The sequence below is a fragment of the Streptomyces sp. NPDC029014 genome, assembly GCF_055564695.1.
Window position 1 is genome coordinate 65,008 of record NZ_JBVHVT010000005.1, and the last position, 23,050, is coordinate 88,057.

General features: G+C 74.5%; 20 protein-coding genes. 9 read left to right on the forward strand and 11 right to left on the reverse strand.

The genetic code is table 11. From position 1 onward, the window contains the following. Positions 1-151 precede the first annotated feature (151 nt). Positions 152-838, forward strand: coding sequence for a sigma-70 family RNA polymerase sigma factor (locus ACZ4VL_RS04295; RefSeq protein ID WP_468195663.1), 687 nt, complete (start codon positions 152-154; stop codon positions 836-838). A 278-nt stretch (positions 839-1,116) separates the two neighbouring features. Then, positions 1,117-2,376, forward strand: coding sequence for a CapA family protein (locus ACZ4VL_RS04300; protein WP_468195666.1), 1,260 nt, complete (start codon positions 1,117-1,119; stop codon positions 2,374-2,376). Positions 2,377-2,487: 111 nt separating this feature from the next. Here the strand turns inward: ACZ4VL_RS04300 and ACZ4VL_RS04305 are convergent, their stop codons facing one another. After that, positions 2,488-3,441 carry an SCO1860 family LAETG-anchored protein gene (locus ACZ4VL_RS04305; RefSeq protein WP_468195669.1) on the reverse strand — a complete coding sequence of 318 codons (954 nt, stop codon included), beginning with the start codon at positions 3,439-3,441 and terminating at the stop codon, positions 2,488-2,490. 323 nt (positions 3,442-3,764) lie between these two features. Further along, positions 3,765-4,853, reverse strand: coding sequence for an amidohydrolase family protein (locus ACZ4VL_RS04310; RefSeq protein ID WP_468195671.1), 1,089 nt, complete (start codon positions 4,851-4,853; stop codon positions 3,765-3,767). A 64-nt stretch (positions 4,854-4,917) separates the two neighbouring features. Between ACZ4VL_RS04310 and ACZ4VL_RS04315 the strand changes: the two genes are divergently transcribed. Further along, entirely contained in the window at positions 4,918-6,003 is a 1,086-nt protein-coding gene (locus tag ACZ4VL_RS04315) for a pyridoxal-phosphate-dependent aminotransferase family protein (protein WP_468195831.1), read from the forward strand. A gap of 79 nt (positions 6,004-6,082) precedes the next feature. Here ACZ4VL_RS04315 and ACZ4VL_RS04320 read toward each other — a convergent pair whose 3' ends face one another. The 7 genes from ACZ4VL_RS04320 to ACZ4VL_RS04350 all read right to left on the reverse strand — a co-directional run bounded on the left by ACZ4VL_RS04320 (position 6,083) and on the right by ACZ4VL_RS04350 (position 13,218). Further along, positions 6,083-6,790 (reverse strand): DsbA family oxidoreductase, encoded by a 708-nt coding sequence (locus ACZ4VL_RS04320; protein ID WP_468195674.1) that lies wholly within the window; start codon positions 6,788-6,790, stop codon positions 6,083-6,085. An 89-nt stretch (positions 6,791-6,879) separates the two neighbouring features. After that, positions 6,880-7,389 (reverse strand): GNAT family N-acetyltransferase, encoded by a 510-nt coding sequence (locus ACZ4VL_RS04325; RefSeq protein WP_468195676.1) that lies wholly within the window; start codon positions 7,387-7,389, stop codon positions 6,880-6,882. Positions 7,390-7,452: 63 nt separating this feature from the next. Beyond that, entirely contained in the window at positions 7,453-8,901 is a 1,449-nt protein-coding gene (locus tag ACZ4VL_RS04330) for a peptidoglycan D,D-transpeptidase FtsI family protein (protein ID WP_468195679.1), read from the reverse strand. Positions 8,902-8,974: 73 nt separating this feature from the next. Continuing rightward, complete coding sequence (locus ACZ4VL_RS04335) at positions 8,975-9,646, reverse strand: response regulator transcription factor (protein ID WP_468195681.1); 672 nt, start codon at positions 9,644-9,646, stop codon at positions 8,975-8,977. After that, positions 9,643-10,956 (reverse strand): sensor histidine kinase, encoded by a 1,314-nt coding sequence (locus ACZ4VL_RS04340; protein WP_468195833.1) that lies wholly within the window; start codon positions 10,954-10,956, stop codon positions 9,643-9,645. The genes ACZ4VL_RS04335 and ACZ4VL_RS04340 overlap by 4 nt, the downstream gene beginning before the upstream one ends. Positions 10,957-11,115: 159 nt before the next feature. After that, positions 11,116-12,246, reverse strand: coding sequence for a hypothetical protein (locus tag ACZ4VL_RS04345; protein ID WP_468195683.1), 1,131 nt, complete (start codon positions 12,244-12,246; stop codon positions 11,116-11,118). A gap of 96 nt (positions 12,247-12,342) precedes the next feature. After that, on the reverse strand, positions 12,343-13,218 hold the full coding sequence (locus ACZ4VL_RS04350; RefSeq protein ID WP_468195685.1) for an IclR family transcriptional regulator: 876 nt from the start codon (positions 13,216-13,218) through the stop codon (positions 12,343-12,345). A 148-nt stretch (positions 13,219-13,366) separates the two neighbouring features. Between ACZ4VL_RS04350 and ACZ4VL_RS04355 the strand changes: the two genes are divergently transcribed. The 4 genes from ACZ4VL_RS04355 to ACZ4VL_RS04370 all read left to right on the forward strand — a co-directional run bounded on the left by ACZ4VL_RS04355 (position 13,367) and on the right by ACZ4VL_RS04370 (position 16,908). Beyond that, positions 13,367-14,908 carry an aldehyde dehydrogenase (NADP(+)) gene (locus tag ACZ4VL_RS04355; protein ID WP_468195688.1) on the forward strand — a complete coding sequence of 514 codons (1,542 nt, stop codon included), beginning with the start codon at positions 13,367-13,369 and terminating at the stop codon, positions 14,906-14,908. Between the two features lie 163 nt (positions 14,909-15,071). Beyond that, the gene (locus ACZ4VL_RS04360) at positions 15,072-15,293 is read left to right on the forward strand and encodes a hypothetical protein (RefSeq protein WP_468195691.1); all 222 of its coding nucleotides are present in this window, start codon (positions 15,072-15,074) and stop codon (positions 15,291-15,293) included. 71 nt (positions 15,294-15,364) lie between these two features. Then, positions 15,365-16,609: a TerD family protein gene (locus tag ACZ4VL_RS04365; RefSeq protein ID WP_468195693.1), complete on the forward strand. Its 1,245-nt coding sequence runs from the start codon at positions 15,365-15,367 to the stop codon at positions 16,607-16,609. A 113-nt stretch (positions 16,610-16,722) separates the two neighbouring features. Continuing rightward, the gene (locus tag ACZ4VL_RS04370) at positions 16,723-16,908 is read left to right on the forward strand and encodes a hypothetical protein (protein ID WP_361087737.1); all 186 of its coding nucleotides are present in this window, start codon (positions 16,723-16,725) and stop codon (positions 16,906-16,908) included. Positions 16,909-16,948: 40 nt separating this feature from the next. Here the strand turns inward: ACZ4VL_RS04370 and ACZ4VL_RS04375 are convergent, their stop codons facing one another. Next, positions 16,949-18,391 carry an alkaline phosphatase PhoX gene (locus ACZ4VL_RS04375; RefSeq protein WP_468195695.1) on the reverse strand — a complete coding sequence of 481 codons (1,443 nt, stop codon included), beginning with the start codon at positions 18,389-18,391 and terminating at the stop codon, positions 16,949-16,951. A 309-nt stretch (positions 18,392-18,700) separates the two neighbouring features. Beyond that, positions 18,701-20,218 carry a hypothetical protein gene (locus ACZ4VL_RS04380; protein WP_468195698.1) on the reverse strand — a complete coding sequence of 506 codons (1,518 nt, stop codon included), beginning with the start codon at positions 20,216-20,218 and terminating at the stop codon, positions 18,701-18,703. 363 nt (positions 20,219-20,581) lie between these two features. Between ACZ4VL_RS04380 and ACZ4VL_RS04385 the strand changes: the two genes are divergently transcribed. Further along, a complete protein-coding gene (locus tag ACZ4VL_RS04385) occupies positions 20,582-22,426 on the forward strand; it encodes an endonuclease/exonuclease/phosphatase family protein (protein ID WP_468195700.1) in 1,845 nt (614 codons plus the stop codon). Between the two features lie 121 nt (positions 22,427-22,547). Next, entirely contained in the window at positions 22,548-23,009 is a 462-nt protein-coding gene (locus tag ACZ4VL_RS04390; RefSeq protein ID WP_468195702.1) for a GNAT family N-acetyltransferase, read from the forward strand. Positions 23,010-23,050: the final 41 nt, after the last annotated feature.

A 23,050-nucleotide genomic window follows, 5' to 3' on the forward strand; every position in this document is an offset into this window, starting at 1 on the left:
CACTCGAAGGCGCGGGACACCCCCGCGCTTCGGGTCTCGGCCCTGCCGTCCGGCAGCGGCCGTACGACGCACCGGCCCCTGCGCCCCGATCGCCACCACCGCGCCGATCGCGCCGGGCCGGATCCCGACTCCTCGTGAAGGACCTGTGGCGATGACCCCTGCCCTCAGCCTGCCCAGCACGCGCACCACTCTCAGCACGCCCGACACCCCCACTGCTCCCAGCCACACCACACACCCCACACACCACACGCACCCCGTGCACACCTCCCGCAGCACCGACACCACGCGCACCGCGTGTACCGAGGAACGGGTGACGAGGCTCGCGCTCGCCGCGCGGGGCGGCGACCGCCGCGCCGTGGACGGGTTCGTCCGGGCCCTGCACCGGGACGTCTGGCGCTACGTGGCCTACCTGAGCGCCGACCGGCAGGCCGCCGACGACCTCACGCAGGAGACGTTCCTGCGCGCCCTCGGCAGCCTGCACCGGTTCGAGGGCCGCTCCTCCGCCCGCACCTGGCTGCTCTCCATCGCCCGGCGCACCGTCGCGGACAGCCTCCGGTACGCCGCCGCCCGGCCCAAGGTGTCCGACCGCGACGACTGGCAGGCCGCCGCGGAGCAGTGCCAGCCCCGCGGGGTGCCGGGCTTCGAGGACGGCATAGCGCTCGCCGAGCTGCTGGCGGCGATCCCGGACGAGCGCCGGGAGGCGTTCGTCCTCACCCAGTTGCTGGGGCTGCCGTACGCCGATGCCGCGAGGGCCATCGGCTGCCCGGTCGGCACGGTCCGCTCCCGGGTGGCCCGGGCGCGGACCTCGTTGAACGAGCTACTGGCGCTGTCGGTATAGCGCGGCGGGGGGGGGGGGGGGGGGGGGGGTGGTCCCCCCCCCCCCCCCCCCCCCCCCCCCCCCCCCCCGCCCCCCTCCCCCCCCCCCCCCCCCCCCCCCCCCCCCCCCCCTCCCCCCCCCCCGCCCCCCCGAAACCGGCCCGCGGCCCTGACCTCCGGCCCCGGTGCACGGCTCTGACCTGCGGAGAAGCGGAATCCGTCGCCGGGGACCCGATTGGCGGTACGGGCCCGTGTGGGTGATGATCGGCGCATCGGCACGGAGACACGGGGGGATCCGCGATGAAGGCAGCCGCCAAGGCAGGCGTGGCAGTGGCAGGACTGGCAGTGGTGGGCGGCGCGGTGTTCGCCGCCTCCACCCTGCTGGACGGGGGCGGGGACGACCGCGGTACGGCCGGGGAGCAGCGGCTCGCCGGGGGCAGGTCCGGCCAGGGCAGCGGGAAGGGGGAGGGCAAGGACCAGGCGGGGCCCGCAGCGCCCGCCGACGCCCGCCCGTTCACGCTGCTCGGGACCGGCGACACCATCCCCTACCCGTCGATCATCCAGCAGGCGGCGGACGACGCGAAGGGCAGCGGCCAGAGCCACGACTTCCGGAAGGTACTGGCCGGGGTCAAGCCCCTGGTGGCCGCCGCCGACCTGGCGATATGCCACCACGAGATACCGTACGGCCGGCCCGGCGGCCCCTACACCGGGTACCCGGCCTTCAAGGCCCCTCACCAGCTCGCCGACGCGTTGAAGGACGCCGGCTACGACAGCTGCTCGACCGGCTCGAACCACACCCTGGACGACGGCTACGACGGTCTCGTCCGCACCCTCGACCACCTCGACCGGGTCGGCATCAAGCACGTCGGCTCGGCCCGCAGCGCCGAGGAGGCCAAGGCCCCGGCGGTGCTCTCGGCGGGCGGCGCCAAGGTCGCCCAGCTGGACTACACGTACGGCACGAACGGCATCCCGCTCCCGTCCGGCAAGCCCTGGGCCGTCAACCTCCTCGACCAGAACCGGATCATCGCCGACGCGCGGGCGGCGCGGGCGGCCGGGGCGCACGTGGTCGTCCTCAGCGTCCACTGGGGCACCGAGTGGCAGACGGCGCCCGACCAGCAGCAGCGCGACCTGGCGCAGGCGTTGACCGCCTCGCGCGGCCCGGACGGGCTCCCGGACATCGATCTGATCCTCGGCACGCACAACCACGTGCCGCAGCCCTACGAGAAGATCAACGGCACCTGGGTGGTCTTCGGCATGGGCGACCAGATCGCCAGCTTCTACGAGCCCGAGAAGCTGCGCGGCAACATGTCGTCGATCCCCCGGTTCACGTTCGCCCCGTCGACCGTGCACCCGGGCCGCTGGGACGTGGTCAAGGCCGAGTACCTGACCCAGTTCTCGGACCGGGGCGGCCCGTTCCGCGTCGTGTGCACCTCCTGCGCCGCCGACGGCGGCGGGTCCGGGGCCAAGCGGTCCGAGTACGCCGCCGTCGACAAGCAGGTCAGCGAGGCCGTGCTGTCGCGCGGAGCCGACAAGCAGGGCCTGCAGCACGCGACGCGCTGAGCCGGCCCGCCCCCTCCAGCCGGGCCGGGTCCGCGCCGCCGCGGGCTGCGGGGCCGCGCCCCGCGTCACGGGGTACGGCCGCCCCCTGTCATGAGGTGCGGCCGCGCCCGGTCACGAGGTGCGGCCGCGCCGGGTCACGACGAGCGCGACCGCTCCGATGCCGAGCAGCACCAGTGCGCCTCCGGCGACGAACGGGGTGAGCGAACCGCCGCCGGTCTCGGCCAGGTCGGCGTCCGTGGTGATGCCGGATCCGGTGCCGGATGCGCCGGTCTGCGGCTTGACGTCGGGCTGGCCGCCCGTGCCGGTGGCGGGCTCGGCGTCGGGGCCCGCTGACGGGGGCGGCCCGGCCGGGGACTCGCAGCGCGCCTCGGCGAGGACGATCTCGCCCTCGACCTGCGCCACGTTCAGGTCCAGCGGGTTCACGGACACCTTGAGGCGGAGCGCGGCCGCGGCGGCGGTGGTGGAGGTGGTCTCCTTCGCCGAGAGGTCCAGGCTGACCAGGCCGACCCCCGGGACCTCCACCTTGGACGGGCCGCCCGCGGACAGGGTGACCTTCTTGCCGAGCACGGTGGCCGCGCCCAGCACGTTGGCCTCGGCCTGCGGCTTCCTCCCGGCCTCGCACACGGCCTTGGAGGTGACCTCCTCGACCTCGATCAGGGAGAGCGCGGGCAGTCCGGGCACGTGCACCCGGGCGTGGGCCAGCTGGGCCTCGGCCACGGCACGCTGCTTGTCCGCGGTGGCCTTGGAGGTGGCCACGTCGGCGCGGAGCACGCTGACGGGTTTTCCTCCTTCGGCGCCGTCCACGGCGACGGTGAGGGCGGTCTTCTCGGCGGTCGCCGGGGCGCTGACCTCGTTCAGCGTGGTCTTCAGCGGCACGTGGACCGCCTTGTTGAGCAGGCCCACGTCCAGTCCGGCGCGCAGCACGACGGCGCCGGCCCTGCCCTCGCCCCCGCCGCCCGCGCCGGGGCCGCCGCCCGTGGCGGCGGCGGGCGGGGCGGTGAGCAGGGCGACCGCCCCTGCGGCGAGCAGGGCGGCCGCGGGCGTGCGGAAGGTGTTGCGGTTCACGGTGGGAAACCCCCAGGGAGACGGGGCCGTCGCGCGCCAATGGGGGACATCGCGCACGAACGGCCTACTACCCCCGGAATCTTTTACGCACGGAGAGTGAACGGACAGCCACCTGAGGTGAGTTCATTCCAACGGGTGGTTTCCATGCATGTATTCGATTAATTGGGCACCACAAGGAACGGGAGTTCATTTCCGCCACAGGCACCGGTGCGTCGCGTCCGCCCCGGAGCCCCGGTCGGCCGTTCTCAACGACCGCCGGGACGCCCGGGTCACGCGCCGTCAACCGGTGCCGTCAACCGACCCCGTCAACCGTGCTGTCGCGCTCAGGCGCGGACGGTGCCGTTCACGACCACCCGCAGCGGCTGCGCCAGCGCCCGTACGTCGGCCCGCGGGTCGGTGCCGTACACCACGAGGTCGGCGGGCGCGCCCTCGGTGAGCCCCGGCCTGCCGAGCCACGCGCGCGCCGCCCAGGTGGTCGCCGACAGGGCGTCCAGCGGCGGGATCCCGGCCCGCACCAGCTCCGAGACCTCGTCCGCGACCAGGCCGTGCGGCAGGGAGCCCCCCGCGTCCGTGCCGACGTAGACCGGGATGCCCGCGTCCCAGGCCGCGCGCACGGTGTCGTACCGGCGCTCGTGCAGCCGCCGCATGTGCGCCGACCAGCGCGGGAACTTGGCCTCGCCGCCCGCCGCCAGCTTCGGGAACGTGGCGATGTTCACCAGGGTCGGGACGATCGCCACCCCGCGCTCCGCGAAGAGCGGGATGGTGTCCTCGGTGAGCCCGGTGGCGTGCTCGATGCAGTCGATGCCCGCCTCGACCAGGTCGCGCAGCGAGTCCTCCGCGAAGCAGTGCGCGGTGACCCGGGCGCCCAGCCGGTGCGCCTCGGCGATGGCCGCCTCGACCTCGGCGCGCGGCCAGCAGGCCGTCAGGTCGCCGGCGTCGCGGTCGATCCAGTCGCCGACGAGCTTCACCCAGCCGTCGCCGCGCCGCGCCTCGCGGCCCACGTACGCGACGAGGTCGGCGGGCTCGATCTCGTGCGCGTAGTTGCGGATGTAGCGGCGGGTGCGGGCGATGTGCCGGCCCGCGCGAATGATCTTCGGCAGATCGTCGCGGTCGTCGATCCAGCGGGTGTCCGAGGGCGAACCGGCGTCGCGGATGAGCAGGGTGCCGGCGTCGCGGTCGGTCAGGGCCTGCCGCTCGGCGGTCTCCGCGTCGACCGGGCCGTGGGCGTCCAGCCCCACGTGGCAGTGCGCGTCGACCAGGCCCGGCAGGACCCAGCCGGACACCGTGGTCGTCCCGCGGGCGCCGGCCGGGCGCTCGTAGGAGATCCGGCCGCCGACCACCCAGAGCTCGTCGCGCACGTCGTCCGGGCCGACGAGCACCCGCCCCTTCACATGCAGCACGTCATCGGTCATGTCCGCACTGTACGTGCGCGGTCGATAGGCTCGTCCGGCAACCCCGGACGAAATGAGCACCGCCGTGACCCACCCCCTGCTGGACCTTCCGCCGCTCACCGCCGAGCACTTCGCGTCGATCGAACGGAAGGTCGCGGACCTGCTGCGCACCCGCCAGGACGTGGTGATCACCCAGGGCGAGGCGCTGCTGCCGCTGGAGGGGTGCATCCGCTCCGGGGCCCGGCCCGGTTCGACCGCGCTGAACGTGGTCACCGGCCCGTACGGGAACACCTTCGGCAACTGGCTGCGCGACTGCGGGGCGACGGTGGTGGACCTGGCCGTGCCCTTCGACACGGCGGTGAGCGCCGGGCAGGTCGCGGCCGCGCTGGAGGAGCACCCGGAGATCGACTTCGTGTCACTGGTGCACGCGGAGGCGGCGACCGGCAACACCAACCCGGTCGCGGAGATCGGCGAGGCGGTACGGGCCCACGGGGCGTTGTTCATGCTGGACGCGGTCGCGTCGGTGGCCGCGGAACCGCTGCTCGTGGACGCGTGGGGCGTCGACCTGTGCGTGATCGGCGCGCAGAAGGCGATGGGCGGCCCGGCCGGAGTCTCCGCGGTGTCGGTGTCGGAGCGGGCGTGGGAGCGCTTCGCGGGGAACCCGGCCGCACCGCGCCGTTCCTACCTGTCCCTGCTGGACTGGAAGGAGCGCTGGATCGACGGCGGCCGTACGGCGCTGCTGCACGCGCCGGCGCAGCTGGAGATGCTCGCGCTGGAGGCCTGCCTGGACCGGATCGCGGCCGAGGGGCTGCCCGCCGTGGCGGGCCGTCATGCGGCGGCAGCGGCGGCCACCCGTGCGGGTGCGGCGGCGCTGGGCCTCGCCCCGTTCGTGGGACGCACCGCGCAGGCCGCGCCGGTGGCCACGACGCTGCGCGTGGCGGACGCCTCGGAGGTGGCGGCCAAGGCGCTGGCCGCCGACCCGTCGGCCCCGGTCGCGGCCGGGGGCGGTGCGCTCGCCGGGGAGATGCTCCGGGTCAACCACTACGGCCCGGCCGCGTCCCGGGAAGCGGTGCGCGCCGCCCTCGCGGCCCTCGCCGCGGCCCTGTCGACGGACCCGGCCGAAGCGCTGGCCGCGGCCGACGGGGCCTGGGCGGCGGCGGCCACGGGCTGAGCCCCTCCCCACCCCGGTGCCCGCGGGCCCCCGCCCGCGTCCGGACGGGGACGGGGCAGGGGCAGGGGCTGCGGGGCCGTTACGCCTGGGGAACGGCGCAGGCGCCGTCCGGGTCACAGGCGTCGGCCGTCGGGGCCGGCTCTACCGGCTCGCGACCCGCCCAGGCCTGCTCCAGGGCGCGGGTGAACACCTCGGCCGGCTGCCCGCCGGAAATCCCGTACCGGCGGTCCAGGACGAAGAACGGCACGGCGTTGGCGCCGAGTTCCGCGGCCTCCCGCTCGTCGGCCCGCACCTGTGCGGCGTACGCGGAGTCGTCCGCGAGGACGGCGCGGACCTCGGCCTCCTCCAGGCCGGCCGCGACGCCGAGCGCGACCAGCACCTCGGGGTCGAAGACGGACCGCTCCTCGGCGAAGTTCGCGCGGAACGCCAGGTCGAGCAGTTCCTCCTGGCGTCCGCGGGCGGCGGCCAGGTGCAGCAGCCGGTGGATGTCGAACGTGTTGCCGTGGTCGCGGCCCTCGGTGCGGTACTCCAGCCCCTCCGCACGGGCGGTCGCCGCGACGTGCTCCTCCATGCCGCGCGCCTCGTCGGGGGTGCGGCCGTACTTCTTGGCGAGCATGTCCACGACGGGCGCGGTGACGCCCTTGGCGCTGTTCGGGTCGAGCTCGAAGGACCGGAAGACGACCTCCACCTCGTCGCGGTGCGCGAAGGCGGCCAGCCCCTTGGCGAACCGGGCCTTGCCGATGTAGCACCACGGGCAGGCGATGTCGCTCCAGATCTCGACGCGCATGTTCCTTCTTCTCTCGGTTCTCTCGGTTCAGGTGGACGCCCCGGCCGGGGGCCGAGGCGGTTTCACGTTCAACCACCAGCCGGAGCGTCTCATTCCCCGGACCGGGGTCCGATCCCGGAGCGGGGTGCGACCTCCAGCCAGAGCGTCAGGTGCGAGCCGGAGCGGGGGAGGTCGGGATCCGGGCGCCAGCCGTGGCGGGCGTAGAAGGCCTGGGCGCGGAGGTTGTGCTCGTACACCTCCAGCCGGACCCGGTCGACGCCGGCGGCGCGCCAGGCGTCGAGGCATGCGGCGTGCAGGGCGGCGCCCGTGCCGCGCCGCCAGTGCGTCGGGTCGACGTGGAGCTGGGTCAGGGTGGTCCCGTCCGCGGCGGTGCGGAACGCTGCGACCCCGGTCAGCCGGCCGTCCTCCTCCGCGCACAGCACCTTCCCCTCGGCCGCGCTGCGGGCCACGGCACGGGTCCAGCCCTCGCGGGAGCGCACGAGTTCGGCCTCGCCCGCGTAGGCCGCCTCAGGGACGCGGCCCCGGTAGTAGGTGGCCCGGGCCCTGGCGTGGAGGGCGGCTATGGCATCGACGTCGGCGGCGTGCGCAGCTCTGATCATGGAGCAGGAACGCGCCGGGAACCGTGTCGGTTCCCGGCGCGCCGGGCGGTGCGCGGAGGCCGGCTACTTCTTCAGCCAGGCCTCCATCATCTTCTGTGCGATGGGGGCGGCCAGCCGCCCGCCGCCGATCTCGGAGCGGTCGGTGTCCGAGTTCTCGATCATCACGGCGACGGCGATCTGCTTGCCGTTCGCCTTCCCGTACGAGGTGAACCAGGCCAGCGGCGGCAGGCTGTTCTTCACGCCGCGCTGGGCCGTGCCCGTCTTGCCGCCGACCTCGGCGCCCGACACCTGCGCGGGCTTGCCGCCGCCCTCGGCGACGACGGTCCTCATGGCGTCCCGCAGCATCGCGGCCGTCTTCGGGCTCATGGCCTGCTGGACCTTCGGGTTCTTGAAGCTCTCCAGCACGGTGCCGCCCGAGTCGGTGACCTCGGACACCGAGTGCGGGGCGACGAGCTTGCCGTCGTTCTGGATCGCGGCCGTCACCATGGCCATCTGCAGCGGGGTGGCCTGCACGTCGAACTGGCCGATGCCGGTGAGCGCGACCTGGTCGACGGACATCTTCTTCGACGGGTACTTGCTCGGCACCCGGGTCGTGACCGGGGTCTCGACGTTGGTGTTGAAGCCGAGCTTCTCGGCCGTTGCGCGCATCTTGTCCTGGCCCAGCTTGGACGCCAGCTCGGCGAAGACGTTGTTGCAGGACAGCCGCAGGGCGGTGCGCGCCGACACGTTGTTGCAGGCGGCGGAGCCGGCCTCGCTCGGCAGCTGGGTCCTCGTCCCCGGGATGGTGTACGGGTCGGGGGTGCCGGTCGGCGCGTCCAGGTTCGTGACCAGCCCGTTCTCGATGGCCGCCGCCAGGGTGACCAGCTTGAAGGTGGAGCCGGGCGCCTGCGGCTTGCGCAGCGCCACGTTCTCCATGGCCTTGCCGTTGTCGGCGGACAGCTCCTTCCAGGCCTCGGCGTCGTTGGCACCGGAGATGCGGCCCGGGTCGAAGGAGGGGTTGTTCACGAGGGCGAGGATCTCGCCGGTCGCGGGGTCGATCGCGACGGCGGAGCCCTGCTTGCCGTCCAGCGCGTCGTACGCGGCCTTCTGGACGCCCTTGTCGACGGTGGTCAGGACGTTGCCCGGCGAGGCCCGCCGGTTGGTGAGCATGTCCATCACGGTCTTCAGGCGGTCGTCCGAGCCGTTGAGGACCTTCTTGAAGACGCCCTCGATCATGCTCGTGCCGTAGGCCTGCGAGCTGTACCCGGTGAGCGGCGCGTACAGCGGGCCGTCGACGTAGGTCCGCTTGTACCCGAAGTCCTTGCCGCCCGTCTTGACCGAGCCGGTGATCGCCTCCCCGCCCACGATGATGTTGCCCAGCGGGTTCTCGTACTGCCCGATGAGGTTCCGCCGGTTGTTCTCGTTGTCTGCGAGGGCCTGGCCTTGGTAGGCCTGCACCCAGGTGACCCGGAGAAGCAGGGCCAGCACGAGGAGCAGGCAGAAGACCGACGCACGCCTGATCGTCTTGTTCATCTTCCGGAAGGACGTGCGAGTGCGTCCGGGCGTTCCGCCCTGTCCCGATTGTGGCCGGGTTCTCAGCTTTTCTTCATGTTGCCGCCCCCCGCACGACGAAGCCCCCCTCGTAGGCGGCGATGACGGCCTGGGTGCGGTCGCGGGAGCCGGTCTTGGCCAGGACGGCGGCGACGTGCGTCTTGACGGTCTGCGGGCCGACCCCGAGGCGTGCGCTCATCTCGTGGTTGGACAGCCCGCCGGCCATCAGGCGCAGCACGTCCGCTTCCCGGTCGGTGAGCCGGGCCACCCACGGGGCGGGGGCGCCGGCCGCGGTGGCCGCGTGGGAGGCGGCCAGGGAGCGGACCGCTGCCGGGAACAGCAGCGAGTCGCCGCGGGCCACCAGCCGGACGGCGCCGAGCAGCTCGTCCGGATCGGCCCGCTTCAGCAGGAACCCGGAGGCGCCCGCGCGCAGCGCGTCGTACACGTAGGCGTCGTTCTCGAAGGTGGTCACGACGATGATCCGCGGCGGTTCGGGCAGGGTGGCGAGGATCTGCTCGGTGGCCCGGATGCCGTCGATCCCGGGCATCCGGACGTCCATCAGTACCAGGTCCGGGGCCAGCTGCCGGACCACGGAGACGGCCTCGGCGCCGGAGGCCGCTTCCCCCACGACCTCCAGGTCCGCTTCCGCTTCGAGGATGACCCGCAGGGCGGTGCGGACCATCCGCTCGTCGTCGGCGAGCACGATGCGCAGCGGCGGCCGGCTCATCGGGCGCCCCCGCCGGGACCCCCGCCGAGCGGGAGGACGGCCCGCAGCCGCCACAGCCCCTCGTGCGGGCCCGCTTCGACGGTGCCGCCCAGCAGGGCCGCCCGCTCCGCGGCGCCGCGCAGCCCGCGGCCCCCGGTGGTGCGGTCCGGGAGGGCCTCCCCGGTTCCCGGTGGATTGGTCATGGTGATCTCCAGTTCGCGGTGGGTGCTGTCCTTGCCGCCCGGGGCGTCCCGCGCGTCCGTGACGGCGATGTGCAGCTCGACGGGGCCGGCGCCGTGCCGCAGTGCGTTGCTCAGGCCCTCCTGCACGATCCGGTACGCCTCGCGGGAGGCGATCGCCGGGAGCTGCGCCCAGTCCCCCGCCGGTCCGGGGTCCTGGCGGGAGGTGACGGTGGTGCCCGCGGCCCGGGTACGGGCCAGCAGCCCGTCCAGGTCGGCGGCGAGGGTCGGCGCGGGCGCGGCGTCCGGCCGGGCCGGGTCCCCGTCCCGCAGCAGGCCCAGAACGGTGTCCAGCTCGCCCACCGTGCGCCGCGTGGTGTCCTCGATCGCCGCCAGCGCCTCCCGTACGAACGCGGGGTCGCTGTCGAGGACCCGCCGGGCCGCGACCGCCTGGAGGGTGACGGCGCTCAGGGCGTGCCCGACCGCGTCGTGCAGCTCCCGGGCGAGCCGGTTGCGCACGGCCAGGTCGGCGGCCCGCTCCTCGGCCGCGGCCAGCCGGTCCGCCGGCGTCGGCCCCAGCAGGACGGGGGCGAGCCGGGCCAGCAGCACCCCGGCCCCGGCGGCGCACAGCACGAGCCCCGCCAGCAGGCCGATCCCGAGGAAGGGGGCGACGTAGGGGTCGGCGGCGGTGCTGAGCAAGCCCGAGCCGACCGGCATGTCCCGCAGCGCGCTCACGAAGGGCAGCAGGAGCAGCACCACCGCCATGGGCGGTACCGCGAGGCTCATCCCGCTGACCAGGGCGCCGATCCCCAGGTGCAGGGACCACCAGGCGGCCGTCCTCCCCCGGGCCGCCCAGGACCGGGCGGGCCCGTCGGCCAGCCGCTCCCCCGGCACCCCGCACAGCGCCCGCACCACGACCACCGACATCTGCCGGACCAGCCCCAGGAGGCCCGTCACCGCGGCCAGCGGCACCGACACCCCGTAGGCGATGAAGGTCAGCCGGGTGGAGGCGAGCGCGTTCGTCCCGGCGATGACGCCGACCACCACCTGCGCCACCAGGAAGTACGGCATCAGCAGCGCCCCGCCGAGTATCAGGTGCACCCAGCGCAGCCGGGCCCGCGACCCCAGCAGTCGCCCCGACCCGCCCGGCATCCGGGCCGCCGGCGCCCCCGTTCCCCTCACCCGACCCCCCTCATCGCTCCGCCCGTCGCTCCGCCCCCGCCGGGCCGGATCTCCCACCGGTCCGGGCCCGCTCCGGTCCGTCCCCTCGCGCCGCCCGGTGCCGTGCCGGTCCGCTCCCGTGCGGCCGGCTCAGGCCGCGAGCCGTGAACGGGTGAACCGGGCCAGGACGGCCGCGGAGAGGCATCCGACGGTCACCTGGCCAGCGTAGGCGAGGAAGATCATCGGCGAGAGGCGTTCGGAGTCGCCGAACCCCGGCCCCAGCACCGCCGTGAGCAGCCACAACCCCCAGCCCAGCGACGCCGACGACCCGATCCAGGCGAGGGCCAGCGGCCCCCGCACCCGAACTCCCCCGCCCCGGGCCAGCAGCAGCGCCCCGGCACCCGCCGCCATCGCGCACAGCCCGTGGACCGCCGAGACCACGCCGCTCTCCGCCGAGTACTGCGCGACCTGCCGCGCGCTCAGCCAAGCCGTCCCGCCGAACGCCCAGTACAGGTGTATCGCGCCCACTGCGGCACCGACCGTGGCCGCGGCCCCCGCCACCACCCCCGTGGGCGACGGGAGCCGCGTTCCCGGCGTGCCCTGCCAGCACCGGCCCCAGCGCTCGCGCGCATAGGGCACGAACAGCCCGGCCAGGGCGAGTCCTTGGACGATGAAGCCGCCGTAGACGACGGTGTACACCCAGTCGTCGAGGAACGGCCCCCGCGCGGCCTTCACCGCGTCCCCCGCCCCCAGGCCCAGCGCCCTGACCACGAGTTGGCCGGGGAAGCCGGTCAGGATCGGGGTGAGCAGCCCGGTGGCCGTGTAGACGGGCACGATCAGCAGCGGGCCGGGCACCCGTCTGCCCCAGGGCCGGGTGAGCAGCAGGGCGAGCACGATCACGCAGGCGTCCATCGCCATCGTGACGGCGTTGGCCACGGCGGGCAGCGGCCCGGGCTCCAGCAGCACGCTGCCGTCCGGTATGCCGATGCGGCTCCCCGCCAGCCAGGCCCCCTTCAGGGCCAGGTACGGCACGGTGGCGATGACGGCCGCCGCCCGCAGGACCCCCGTCCCCGCGGGCACCGTGCTCGTCGGACGCACCGTGCCCGTCCGGGCTCTCGGCTCCGCCCCGGCCGACGGGCCGGTCGGCGGGCCGGTCGGCGGGCCGGTCGGCGGGCCGGTCGGCGGGTCTCCCGGTGGTGCGGCGCTCGGTGGCGCGGCGGGCGGGTTCGTCGGGTGGTCGCCGGGCGGGTCGGTCATGCGTCGCATCGCTCGTGTCGTCATGGCTCAACAGTCGCGTGCCCGGCGCCCCGTCACCTCCCCCGTGAAGGTGAACCGCCTCCCCCGCGCGGGGGAGGCGCCCTCATCCCGGTTGCCCCCTCACATGCGCCGGGTCACCACCGACAGCCGGTCCCGGGCCGCGAACAGCGCGGACTTGATCGCCTCCTCGTGCTCCGCCGTCAGCCGGGCCACCGGCACCGAGCAGCTCACCGCGTCCCGCGCCGGCGTCCGGTAGGGCACGGCCACTCCGAAGCAGCGCAGCCCGAGCGTGTTCTCCTCCCGGTCCACCGCGTACCCCTGCTCCCGCACCGCCGCCAGCTCCTCGACGAGCTGCTCCCGGTCGGTGACGGTGTGTTCGGTGACCGCGTCCAGCCGCCGCGGCAGCAGCGCGCGCACCTCGTCGTCGGTGTGCGTGGCGAGCAGCGCCTTGCCCAGCGCGGTCGAGTGCACGGGCAGCCGCCGCCCGACCCGGGTGAACGGCCGCAGGTAGTGCTGGGACTGGCGGGTGGCCAGGTAGACGACGCTCCGCCCGTCCATCCGGGCCAGGTGAATCGTTTCCGTGGTGTCCTCGGAGAGCCGGTCCAGGGTGGGCCGGGCCGCCGCGACCACCTCGTCCCCGTCGATGTAGGAGCTGCCGACGAGCAGGGCCCGCACGCCGATGCCGTACCGCGTGCCCGTGGCGTCCGTCTCCACCCACCCCAGGTTCACGAGCGTGCGCAGCAGCATGTAGAGGCTGGACTTGGGCAGGTCCAGGTCGTGCTGGATGTCGGCGAGGCTGTGCAGGCCCGGCCGGGCCGCGAAGTGCTCCAGCAACACCACCGTGCGGACGGCGGACTTGACGGCCGCCGGAGCCGCGCCCGCCACCCCGCCGGAGCCGCCGGAGCCGCCAGGCTCACCCGGGCCACCCGGACCGCCGCCCCCGTCCACCGCCACCGCCGCCGCCCCGTCGAACTCGATGCGCTCACCTCTGGCCATTCGCCTTCCTGCCCCTCTTGTTCTCTTGTCACGCGAAAGACGCGGAAATAGAGTCCGGAACGGATGGAGATCATTCACCCATCGGAACGGCGTTCAGAATACTGAACGCCGCCGTGCGGGTCGGCGTAGATCCAGGAGGCAGTGCGGCATGGCAGGGACACCAGTCTGGAGTGTGGACCCCCGCACCGGGAAGCAGCGGGCCCAGGTTGCCGTGGAGGCCGGCTCCCCGGAGGTGGACGAAGCCGTCCGCGCGGCGCACGCCGCCCGCACGGCGCTCGCGGACCGCACCGCCCGCATCGCGTTCCTGCGCGCCGCGGCGGACCTGCTCGACGCGGCCGCGGAGCGGGTGGTCGAGGCCGCCGACGCCGAGACGGCGCTCGGACCGGCCCGGCTCGGCGGCGAACTCGCCCGCACCACCGGCCAGCTGCGCGCCTTCGCCGCCGCCGTCGCCGACGGCGGCTACCTCGACATCCGGATCGACCGGGCGGACCCCGCCCTCACCCCGCCGCGCCCCGAGCTGCGCCGCTACAAGGTGCCGCTCGGCGTGGTCGCCGTCTACGCGGCCTCCAACTTCCCGCTCGCGTTCTCGGTCCCCGGCGGGGACACCGCCAGCGCGCTGGCCGCCGGCTGCCCGGTGGTCGTCAAGGCGCACCCCGACCATCCGGCCACCTCCGAGCTGTGCGCCTCGCTGCTGCGCCGGGCGGCGGTGGCCACCGGCCTGCCGGGCGAAGTGGTCACCGTCCTCCACGGCTTCGACGCGGGCCTGGAGCTGATCCGCCACCCGCTCGTCACCGCCGCCGGGTTCACGGGCTCCCTGCGCGGCGGGCGCGCGCTGTTCGACGCGGCCGCCGCACGCCCCGTCCCCATCCCCTTCCACGGCGAGCTCGGCTCCCTCAACCCGGTCGTCGTCACCCCGGACGCCGCCGCCGAGCGCGCCGAGGAGATCGGCACCGGGCTCGCGGGCTCGGTGACCCTCGGCGTCGGCCAGTTCTGCGTCAAGCCGGGCCTGGTCCTCGTCCCGGAGGGCACGGCCGGGGACCGGCTCGCCGCGGCCCTCGCCAAGGCGCTCGGCGAGACCGGCACAGGCGTCCTGCTCGACCACCGGATGCGGGACAACTTCGTCGCAGGCGTCGCCGAGCGGGCCGCGCTGCCCGGCGTCACCGCGCCCGTCACGCCGGGCCCCGCCGGGGAGCACGCGGTCGGCGCGGGCTACCTGGCCGTGTCCGCCGCGAGCCTGCTGGCGGGCTCGGCGTACGAGGTGCTGCTGGAGGAGTGCTTCGGCCCGGTGACCGTCGTCGTCCGGTACGCCGACCAGGACGAGGCCGGGGCGGTGCTCGACCGGCTCCCCGGCAACCTCAGCGCCACCCTCCAGCTGTCCGCCGCCGAGGCGCAGGGCGCCCCCGGCCCGGCGGCGGAGCTGGTCTCCCGCGTCACCGCGCTGGCCGGGCGGGTCGTGGTCAACGGCTGGCCGACCGGGGTCGCGGTGGCCCCGGCGCAACACCACGGCGGCCCCTACCCGGCCGCGACCTCGCACTCCACCTCGGTCGGGGCCACCGCGATCGAGCGCTGGCTGCGCCCGGTCGCCTACCAGTCGGTGCCGGACCCGCTGCTTCCGGCGGAGCTGCGCGAGGCGAACCCGCTGGGGCTGCCGCGCCGGGTCACCGAGGCATCGGAGCAGCCGATCAGGTGAATCCGACGCTGCCGGCGGGGCTGGCGGGACCGGCGGGACCGGCCGATCACGTCGATCGGCCGATCCGGTCGACCCGACGAACCGAGGGGGGAGCGGGCGGCCCGGCGCCGCCGCCCCGCAAAACCCGTTGCTGCCCCTGCTCCGGGCGGGCAGGCTGCGCTCCATGCCGAGACCGCAGGGATTCACGTACGAGCAGAGGGGCGACGGCAGCGTCGTCATCACCCACCGCGGCCGGGCCGCGGGCACCTTGCGCGGAGCCCGCGCCGAGACGTTCCTGGCCGAGGTGGAGGCCGGCGACGCGCAGCTCGTGATGGCCCGCTGGACCGGCGCGTACAAGTTCGGCAACGAGCGCACGGCGAAGAACCACCCCCGCAACCGGCGCTGAGGCATCCCCCACCCGGCCGTTCCACGGGATTCCGGAGGGAACGGCACGCCACCCCCGGTCGTTCTCCGGGCATGACCGCTATGACCCCTGGTTCCAATCTGCCGCTCAATGCCGTCCGGGTGACGGTGGACGTGGCTGCCCCGGTGCGGCTCGACGTGTCGGGGCTGCTCCTCGCGGCCGACGGCAAGGTGCGCTCCGACGCCGACTTCATCTTCTACAACCAGCCGTCCGGGCCCGGTGTCAGCCACCGCTCCGGCGGCGGGACGGCCCCCGACTCCGTCACCGTGGACACGGGCGGGCTGCCGCCCGGCATCGAGCGCATCGTGGTCACCGCCAGCCCGGATGCGGCGGGGCAGACCTTCCAGGGCGTCGAGCCCACCGCCACCGTGCGCAACGCGGACACGGGGGCGGTGATCGCCACCTTCACCCCGCCGCAGCTGGGCACCGAGACGGCGCTCGTGGTCGTCGAGGTCTACCAGCGGGGCGGCGTGTGGAAGGTGCGCGCGGTCGGCCAGGGGTACGCGAACGGCCTCGCCGGCATCGCCACCGACTTCGGGGTCTCGGTGGACGAGGAACCGGCCGCCCCGGCCCCCGCGGCCGCCCCGCAGACCCCCGCCGCCCCGGTTCCCCCGGTCGCCCCGCCGGTCACCGTCCCCCCGCCGGCCCCGACTCCGGTCGCGGCCCCGCCCGCCGCACCCGCACCACCCGCGGCACCCGCCGCCGCACCGGCCGGCACCGGGAAGATCAACCTCGACAAGGGCCGGGTCAGCCTCCAGAAGAACCAGACCGTGTCCCTCGTCAAGAACGGCCGCCCGCTGCTCTCCCAGGTGCAGATGGGCCTCGGCTGGGAACCCGCCTACCAGGGCCGGGACATCGACCTCGACGCGTCCGTCATCGCGTACGGCCCGCAGCGCAACCACATCGACAGCTGCTACTTCAGCAGACTGACCATCCTGGGTGGCGCCATCCGGCACTCGGGCGACAACCTCACCGGCGAGGGAGCCGGGGACGACGAGGTGATCACCGTGGACCTCGGCCGGCTGCCCGCCGAGGCGACGGGCCTGGTCTTCACCGTGAACTCCTTCTCCGGCCAGAAGTTCACCGAGGTCGCCAAGGCCTACTGCCGCCTGATCGACGCGGCCAGCGGCGAGGAGCTCGTCCGCTTCGACCTCACCAGCGCCGAACCGCAGACCGGCGTGATGATGGCGAAGCTGATCCGTCAGTTCTCGGGTGAATGGGAGATGACGGCCATCGGCGAGTTTGTGAAGTCCCGCACAGTACGCGGCATGGTGAAGCCCGGCGCCGAGACACTCTGAGCAGGTGGGCGGGCACGTGGAGCGAGCGCCGGCGGCCCGGCCGCCGGCGAAGGTGATGGATTACACCCTTAAACCGGGGGTGACGGTCCGTGTCCGCCCGTAGCCTGGAAACCATGTACAGCACACTCAGGCCCGCGGGTCCCGCCCGCCCGTCCGCCGCAGAGGCGAACGAGGCGATACGGCACCTCGTCGAGACCCGGGTGGATGACGAATGGCCCGCAGCGGCTTACGAGTTCCTGCTCGAGCAATGGGCCAGCGCCAGCCGCGCCGACACCGTCGAGGTCGCCGCCGCCCCATGAGGGCGGCGGCGCAGCCGTATCCCCGGCCCGGTCGTGTCCGTCAGCGCGGCCCGCGCCGCCACGGCCCGGTGATGGCCAGCATGATGCCCGGCTCCTGGATGCAGGCGAACAGCGTGCGCCCGTCGGGCGAGAAGCAGACCCCCGCGAACTCGGAGTACTCGGGCTCCTCCGCCGTCCCGATGTTCAGCTCGTTGCGCGCGATCGCATAGGTGCGGCCCGACTCGGTGGCGCCGAGCAGGTGCTGGAGGCCCTCGCCGTCCTCCGCGATGACGAGCCCGCCGTACGGGGACACCGTGATGTTGTCGGGGCCGTCACCGGCCGCGCCCCCCGCCGGGTCCGGGTTCACCCCGAGCAGCACCTTCAGCGTGATCGTGCGCCGCTCGGGGTCGTGGAACCACACCTGCCCGTCGTGCGCTGCGCCCGGGCTCTCCTCCCGCGCGTACGAGGAGACGAAGTACGCGCCGCCGTCGGCCCACCACATGCCTTCGAGCTTGCGCGCACGGGTCACCGCACCGTCCCCGAACTGCTTGCGCACCGACACCGTCTGCGCGTCGCGGTCCGGCACGACGACCCAGTCGACCCCGTAGACCGTGCCGGTCCTCGTCGCCCGCGACAGGTCGTCCACGAACCGGCCGCCGCTGTCGAAGCACTTGGCGGCCGCGAGCACGCCCGCATCGGCCGCGAGGGTACGGAGCCTGCCGCGCCCGTGGCGGAAGCCTCTCGGCGGGGTCCAGCGGTAGAGCAGCCCGTTGGGGCCGGAGGCGTCCTCGGTCAGGTAGGCGTGGCCGAGGCGCGTGTCGATGACGACGGCCTCGTGCGCGTACCGCCCCAGGGCCTTGATCGGCTGCGGGTCCCGGTTGGCGCGGCGGTCGTGCGGGTCGACCTCGAACACGTAGCCGTGGTCCTTGGTCATGCCGTTCTTGCCGGCCCGGTCCTCGGTCTCCTCACAGGTGAGCCAGGTGCCCCAGGGGGTGGCGCCGCCGGCGCAGTTGGTCGACGTACCGGCGATGCCGACCCATTCGGCGAGCCCGCCGCCGCGGCGGACCTCGACGACCGTGCACCCTCCGGCCGCCGCCGGGTCGTAGACGAGGCCCTCGGTGAGCGGGACGGGGTGGGCCCAGTCGACCCGCTTGCCCTTGAGCTCGTGGTTGTTGACGAGGAGCGTGACCCCGCGGGGCCCCTCGAAGGCGGCCGTGCCGTCGTGCTTCTGCGGGGTGGACTCGCCCGATTCGAGGGTGGTGACACCGCTGTGGGTGAGGATGCGGTACCGGAATCCGGCGGGGAGGGCGAGGATCCCGGCCGGGTCGGACAGGAGCGGGCCGTAGCCGGGCTCACAGGGACGGCCGTGCTCGTCGCGGTGCGAGCCGTCGTCGGCCGCCAGCGCCCCCGGGGCGGTGGCGAGGGCGCCTACGGCCCCGGTGAGCGCGACTCCTGCACCGGCGAGGACGGTACGGGCGGTGAAGTCTCTACGGCTGAGCGGCATCGGGTCACTCCAGGGGGTCGGAGGTGGTGCGCCTGTCGTTCGCGGTCGGAGGTGCCGCGCGGCGGCCGGGGGCTGCCGCGCGGCGCACACGCTCGCGCCCGCACGTGAACGGCGGCTGAATTACCCCCGGCGCGGAACCGTCCGTTCACCGCCCGGCCGCAATGACCGACACCCACTCAGGAACGTCTCGTTCCGCCCCCTCCGCCCGCGCCGCGGCGCCCTCCCGCAGCGCGGCGCCCTCCCGCGGCCCCTGCGGCCCCCGCGGCCCCGATACCGTCTTCGTGGCCTCGCAATGCGGCCCCCTGCGCCTCAGATGCGCCGCGAGCGGGCCTTGTACGCCGCCTTGCGGGCCTCCTTGGCCGCCTTCTTGTCCGGGTGCAGACGACCCATCGCCTCCAGCACCTCCCCCGCCGCCGGGTGCTCCACCCGCCAGGCCTGGTCGAAGAACCCGGCGTGGTGGGCGGTCAGGGACTCCATCAGCAGCGGCAGTTCGACCGCGTCCGGGTCGGTGGCCAGCTGCGCCGCGATCGTGTCGACGGTCAGCCAGTACACCATCGCCCCGTCCGGCGCCGGGACGTCGGCCGCCCCGCGCTCGGCGAGCCACACCCGGGCGAGCCCGCCCAGCTCCGGGTCGTCCAGCACCGCCCGGACCGCCGGCTCGGCGTCCGGGCCGGCCGACGCGAGGGCCTGCTGGCAGCGCAGCCGGCGCAGCGGGGCGCCCTGGTCCGCGCCGCGGGCCGCGGCCAGCAGCTCGGCGACGGCAGCGGGCAGTTCGCGCCCGGTGAGCCACTGCTCGATCTCCGCCTGGGCTGCACCCTCGGGGTAGTCGCAGACCGCGTCGAGGAGCGCGTCCGCACCCTTGTCGGCCAGTTCACCGACGGCGGGGGCCCCGATCCCGGCCTCCCGCATGCGCGCGCGGAGCCCGTACAGGCCGAGCGGGGTGAGGCGGACCATCCCGTACCGGGACACCTCCTCCGCGTCGAGTTCGCGCGGGCCGGTCCCGGCGGCGGGCTCCTCGTCGTCTGTCTCCGCCAACACCGCCTCGTCGACGGGCCGGTACTCGACCAGCCCGATCGGCTCCAGCTGCCGGAACTGGTCGTCCAGGCGCATCATCGCGTCCGAGACCTGCTCCAGCACGGCGTCCGTGGGCCGGGCCATGCCGTCCGGAACCACCATGGAGGCGGCGAGCACGGGCAGCGGCACCGCGCTGGGGCCCCATTCGGCGCCGCCCTCGGCGACGGTGAGCAGGTAGAGGTTGGCGAGGACCCCGTCGAGGAAGTCGGCCTCGCGCTGCGGGTTCCAGTCGAGCCGGTCGAAGTCGATGGTGCCGCCCTGGTCCAGCGCCTCGACGAGGTCGTCCAGTTCGGGCACCGCCGCGTCGGCGAGGACGGCGTCCAGGGCGGACAGCCACAGGTCGAGCACCTCGGCGGGCGCGCCGCCGGTGACCAGCGCCAGGTCCTCGCCGGCCGCTGCACCGCCGAACTCCCCGGCCCCGCCGGACTGCGGTCCCTCCGCCCCGTCCGTCTCCGCCCCGTCCGCCTCCGGTCCGGTCAGCTCCACGAGGCCCGTGTCCAGGGCCACCCGCCACGCCTGGCTCGCGTCCGCGCGGGCGTCCTCGTCGGCGGGGTCGAGTCCGAGCGCCGCGGCGGCCTCGGGCAGCTGCGCCGGGTCGAGTTCGCCGTTGCCGTCGACCTGCGTGCCGGGGCCGACCCAGCGGGCCAGCCGCACGGCGCGGGCGAACAGGGGGGCGCCGAGGGCGTCCCGGGCGAGTTCCGCGTCGGAGGGCAGCCGTACCGGCGGCAGGGTGGAACGCGGCTCTGCGGACATGGGATGGGTCTCCTCGCGGGCGCGGTCGGTCGGAGGCCGTCAGCGGCCGTCCGGCGCACCAGAGTAGACGCAATTCGGACGTGTCCGGCGGTCATACCTTTGGTTCATCTCACAGTCGGCTTCCGTATGTCCTGGAGGTCTTGACAACATCACTGATCAACAAGGAAATTGACGCGCGTAGACATTAGGGGGACCCCGGGGATCCCTGCGGACCGGCCACGGCCGGCCCGTCGACCACCGTAGATTCCCGGCCATTTCGCACCGCAGTACCGCAGCACGGCACCACAGCACGCCGCTGTACCGCACGCGCAGTACCGCGACCGACCCTCCGCTTTCCTCCTCCACACACCGGAGTACCTGACCATGCACTCCTCGCACCCCCGCTCCGCCGCCGTCGCGGCCCTCGTCGCGGGCGCCCTCGCCACCGGCCTGCTCACGGGCACGGCCGACGCGGCCGAAGGCACCGCGACCGACGGGGCCGTCCGCATCCACGACATCCAGGGCACCACCCGGATATCCCCGCTGAACGGCAAGCAGGTCGCCGACGTCGCGGGCATCGTGACGGGTGTGCGCACCTACGGCTCGCGCGGCTTCTGGATGCAGGACCCCGACGCCGACGACGACGCGGCCACCAGCGAGGGCATCTTCGTCTTCACGGGCTCGGCCCCGACCGTCGCCGTCGGCGACGCGGTCAAGGTCTCCGGCCTGGTCGGCGAGTACATCCCCGGCGGTGTGAGCTCCGGCAACCAGTCGGTGACGCAGATCTCCAAGCCGGCCGTCACCGTGGTCTCCTCGGGCAACGCCCTGCCCGAGGCCGCCGCCGTCAACGAGTACACCGTGCCCGCCGCGTACGCCCCCGCGGGCGACGCGGCCGCCGCCGGCAGCATCAACGGCCTGACCCTGGACCCCTCGCGCTACGCCCTGGACTTCTACGAGTCCCTGGAGGGCATGAACGTCTCCATCGGCACCTCGCGCGTGGTCGGCGCCACCGCCGCCGAGTACGGCGAGCTGTGGGTCACCGTCAAGGGCTGGGAGAACAACGTCAAGCGCGGTGGCACCCTCTACGGCTCGTACGAGGCCCAGAACACCGGCCGCCTGAAGGTCCAGCAGCTGGCCCCGCTCGCGCAGCAGGCCTTCCCGGTCGCCAACGTCGGCGACAAGCTGACGGGCACCACCGAGGGCCCGCTGGACTTCAACCAGTTCGGCGGCTACACCCTGGTGGCCCGCACCCTGGGCACCCTCGCCAAGGGCACCATCGCCCCCGAGAAGACCAAGGCGCAGGCGCAGGGCGAGCTCGCGGTCGCCACGTACAACGTGGAGAACCTCGACCCGACCGACCCGCAGGAGAAGTTCGACGCGCTCGCGAAGGCGGTCGTGGAGAACCTGGCCTCGCCCGACATCCTGGCCCTGGAGGAGATCCAGGACGACAACGGCGCCAAGAACGACGGCACGGTGTCCGCGGAGCAGACCCTGACCAAGTTCACGGCGGCGATCGCGGCCGCGGGCGGTCCGTCCTACCAGTGGCGCACCATCAACCCGTCGAACAACCAGGACGGCGGCGAGCCCGGCGGCAACATCCGCCAGGTGTTCCTCTTCAACCCCGCCCGGGTCTCCTTCACCGACCGCGCTGCCGGGGACGCCACCACCGCGACCGGCGTGACGACGGACAAGGGCCACGCGGCCCTCACCCACTCCCCGGGCCGCATCGACCCGGCGAACCCCGCGTGGAAGGACAGCCGCAAGCCGCTGGCCGGCGAGTTCGTCTTCCGCGGCCGCACCGTCTTCGTCATCGCCAACCACTTCGGTTCGAAGGGCGGCGACGAGGCCCTGACCTCCCACCACCAGCCGCCGGTGCGCTCCTCCGAGGCCAAGCGGCTGCAGCAGGCGCAGGCCGTGAACACCTTCGTCAAGGAGCTCCTGGCGGCCGACAAGGACGCCAAGGTCCTCGCCCTCGGCGACATCAACGACTTCGAGTTCTCCGACACGGCGAAGGCGCTCGAGGACGGCGGCGCGCTGTACTCGGCCATCAAGTCGCTGCCGAAGTCGGAGCGCTACTCGTACGTCTTCCAGGGCAACGCCCAGGTGCTGGACCAGATCCTGGTCAGCCCGGCCGTCAAGGGCTACACGTACGACAGCGTGCACATCAACGCGGAGTTCTCGGCGCAGAACAGCGACCACGACCCGCAGGTGCTGCGCTTCCGCCCGTAACACCACCGCACCGCACCGCCATGCAGCCGCAGCCCCGTGGGACGACCCACGGGGCTGCGGCCTCCGGTCCGCAGGGGGCCCGGCCGCCGTCCCGGCCGGGCCCCCTGCCACACTTCCGGTCATGATCTTCCGTGAGGCCACCCGCCAGGACCTGCCGGTCGTACTCGCCCTGCTCGCCGACGACGGGACGGAACGGGCCGGGGTCGGCGGGGCCCACGAGCGGGCCTTCGCCGCCATCGAGGCGGACGCCCGCAACGAGCTGCTGGTCCTCGTCGACGGGGACGAGGTGGTGGGCTGCCTGCAGCTGACGTACATCCCCGGCCTCGGGCAGGGCGGCCGCGAGCGGGCGCTCGTGGAGGCGGTACGGATCCGCGCGGACCGGCGCGGCGACGGCCTGGGCGCCGAGCTGATGCGGCTCGCCGTGGAGCGGGCCCGCGGGCGCGGCTGCGGACTGGTCCAACTCACCAGCGACAAGCGGCGCGGCGCCGCCCACCGGTTCTACGAGCGGCTCGGCTTCGCCCGCAGCCACGAGGGCTTCAAACTGCACCTGGGCCAGGGCCCGGACCGGCACCCGGAGCCGTGAGCGACCAGCGCCCGGTGCCGTGAGCGAAGGTGCGGGCAGCC

Bases quoted from the DNA above. Each gene is read 5' to 3' on its own strand.
- ACZ4VL_RS04295 (WP_468195663.1), top strand. From the start codon at position 152: ATGACCCCTGCCCTCAGCCTGCCCAGCACGCGCACCACTCTCAGCACG.
- ACZ4VL_RS04345 (WP_468195683.1), bottom strand. From the start codon at position 12,246: ATGACGACACGAGCGATGCGACGCATGACCGACCCGCCCGGCGACCAC.
- ACZ4VL_RS04340 (WP_468195833.1), bottom strand. From the start codon at position 10,956: ATGCCGGGCGGGTCGGGGCGACTGCTGGGGTCGCGGGCCCGGCTGCGC.
- ACZ4VL_RS04330 (WP_468195679.1), bottom strand. From the start codon at position 8,901: ATGAACAAGACGATCAGGCGTGCGTCGGTCTTCTGCCTGCTCCTCGTG.
- ACZ4VL_RS04380 (WP_468195698.1), bottom strand. From the start codon at position 20,218: ATGTCCGCAGAGCCGCGTTCCACCCTGCCGCCGGTACGGCTGCCCTCC.
- ACZ4VL_RS04320 (WP_468195674.1), bottom strand. From the start codon at position 6,790: ATGCGCGTCGAGATCTGGAGCGACATCGCCTGCCCGTGGTGCTACATC.
- ACZ4VL_RS04370 (WP_361087737.1), top strand. From the start codon at position 16,723: ATGTACAGCACACTCAGGCCCGCGGGTCCCGCCCGCCCGTCCGCCGCA.
- ACZ4VL_RS04300 (WP_468195666.1), top strand. From the start codon at position 1,117: ATGAAGGCAGCCGCCAAGGCAGGCGTGGCAGTGGCAGGACTGGCAGTG.
- ACZ4VL_RS04375 (WP_468195695.1), bottom strand. From the start codon at position 18,391: ATGCCGCTCAGCCGTAGAGACTTCACCGCCCGTACCGTCCTCGCCGGT.
- ACZ4VL_RS04365 (WP_468195693.1), top strand. From the start codon at position 15,365: ATGACCGCTATGACCCCTGGTTCCAATCTGCCGCTCAATGCCGTCCGG.
- ACZ4VL_RS04390 (WP_468195702.1), top strand. From the start codon at position 22,548: ATGATCTTCCGTGAGGCCACCCGCCAGGACCTGCCGGTCGTACTCGCC.
- ACZ4VL_RS04360 (WP_468195691.1), top strand. From the start codon at position 15,072: ATGCCGAGACCGCAGGGATTCACGTACGAGCAGAGGGGCGACGGCAGC.
- ACZ4VL_RS04335 (WP_468195681.1), bottom strand. From the start codon at position 9,646: ATGAGCCGGCCGCCGCTGCGCATCGTGCTCGCCGACGACGAGCGGATG.
- ACZ4VL_RS04310 (WP_468195671.1), bottom strand. From the start codon at position 4,853: ATGACCGATGACGTGCTGCATGTGAAGGGGCGGGTGCTCGTCGGCCCG.
- ACZ4VL_RS04355 (WP_468195688.1), top strand. From the start codon at position 13,367: ATGGCAGGGACACCAGTCTGGAGTGTGGACCCCCGCACCGGGAAGCAG.
- ACZ4VL_RS04325 (WP_468195676.1), bottom strand. From the start codon at position 7,389: ATGATCAGAGCTGCGCACGCCGCCGACGTCGATGCCATAGCCGCCCTC.
- ACZ4VL_RS04385 (WP_468195700.1), top strand. From the start codon at position 20,582: ATGCACTCCTCGCACCCCCGCTCCGCCGCCGTCGCGGCCCTCGTCGCG.
- ACZ4VL_RS04350 (WP_468195685.1), bottom strand. From the start codon at position 13,218: ATGGCCAGAGGTGAGCGCATCGAGTTCGACGGGGCGGCGGCGGTGGCG.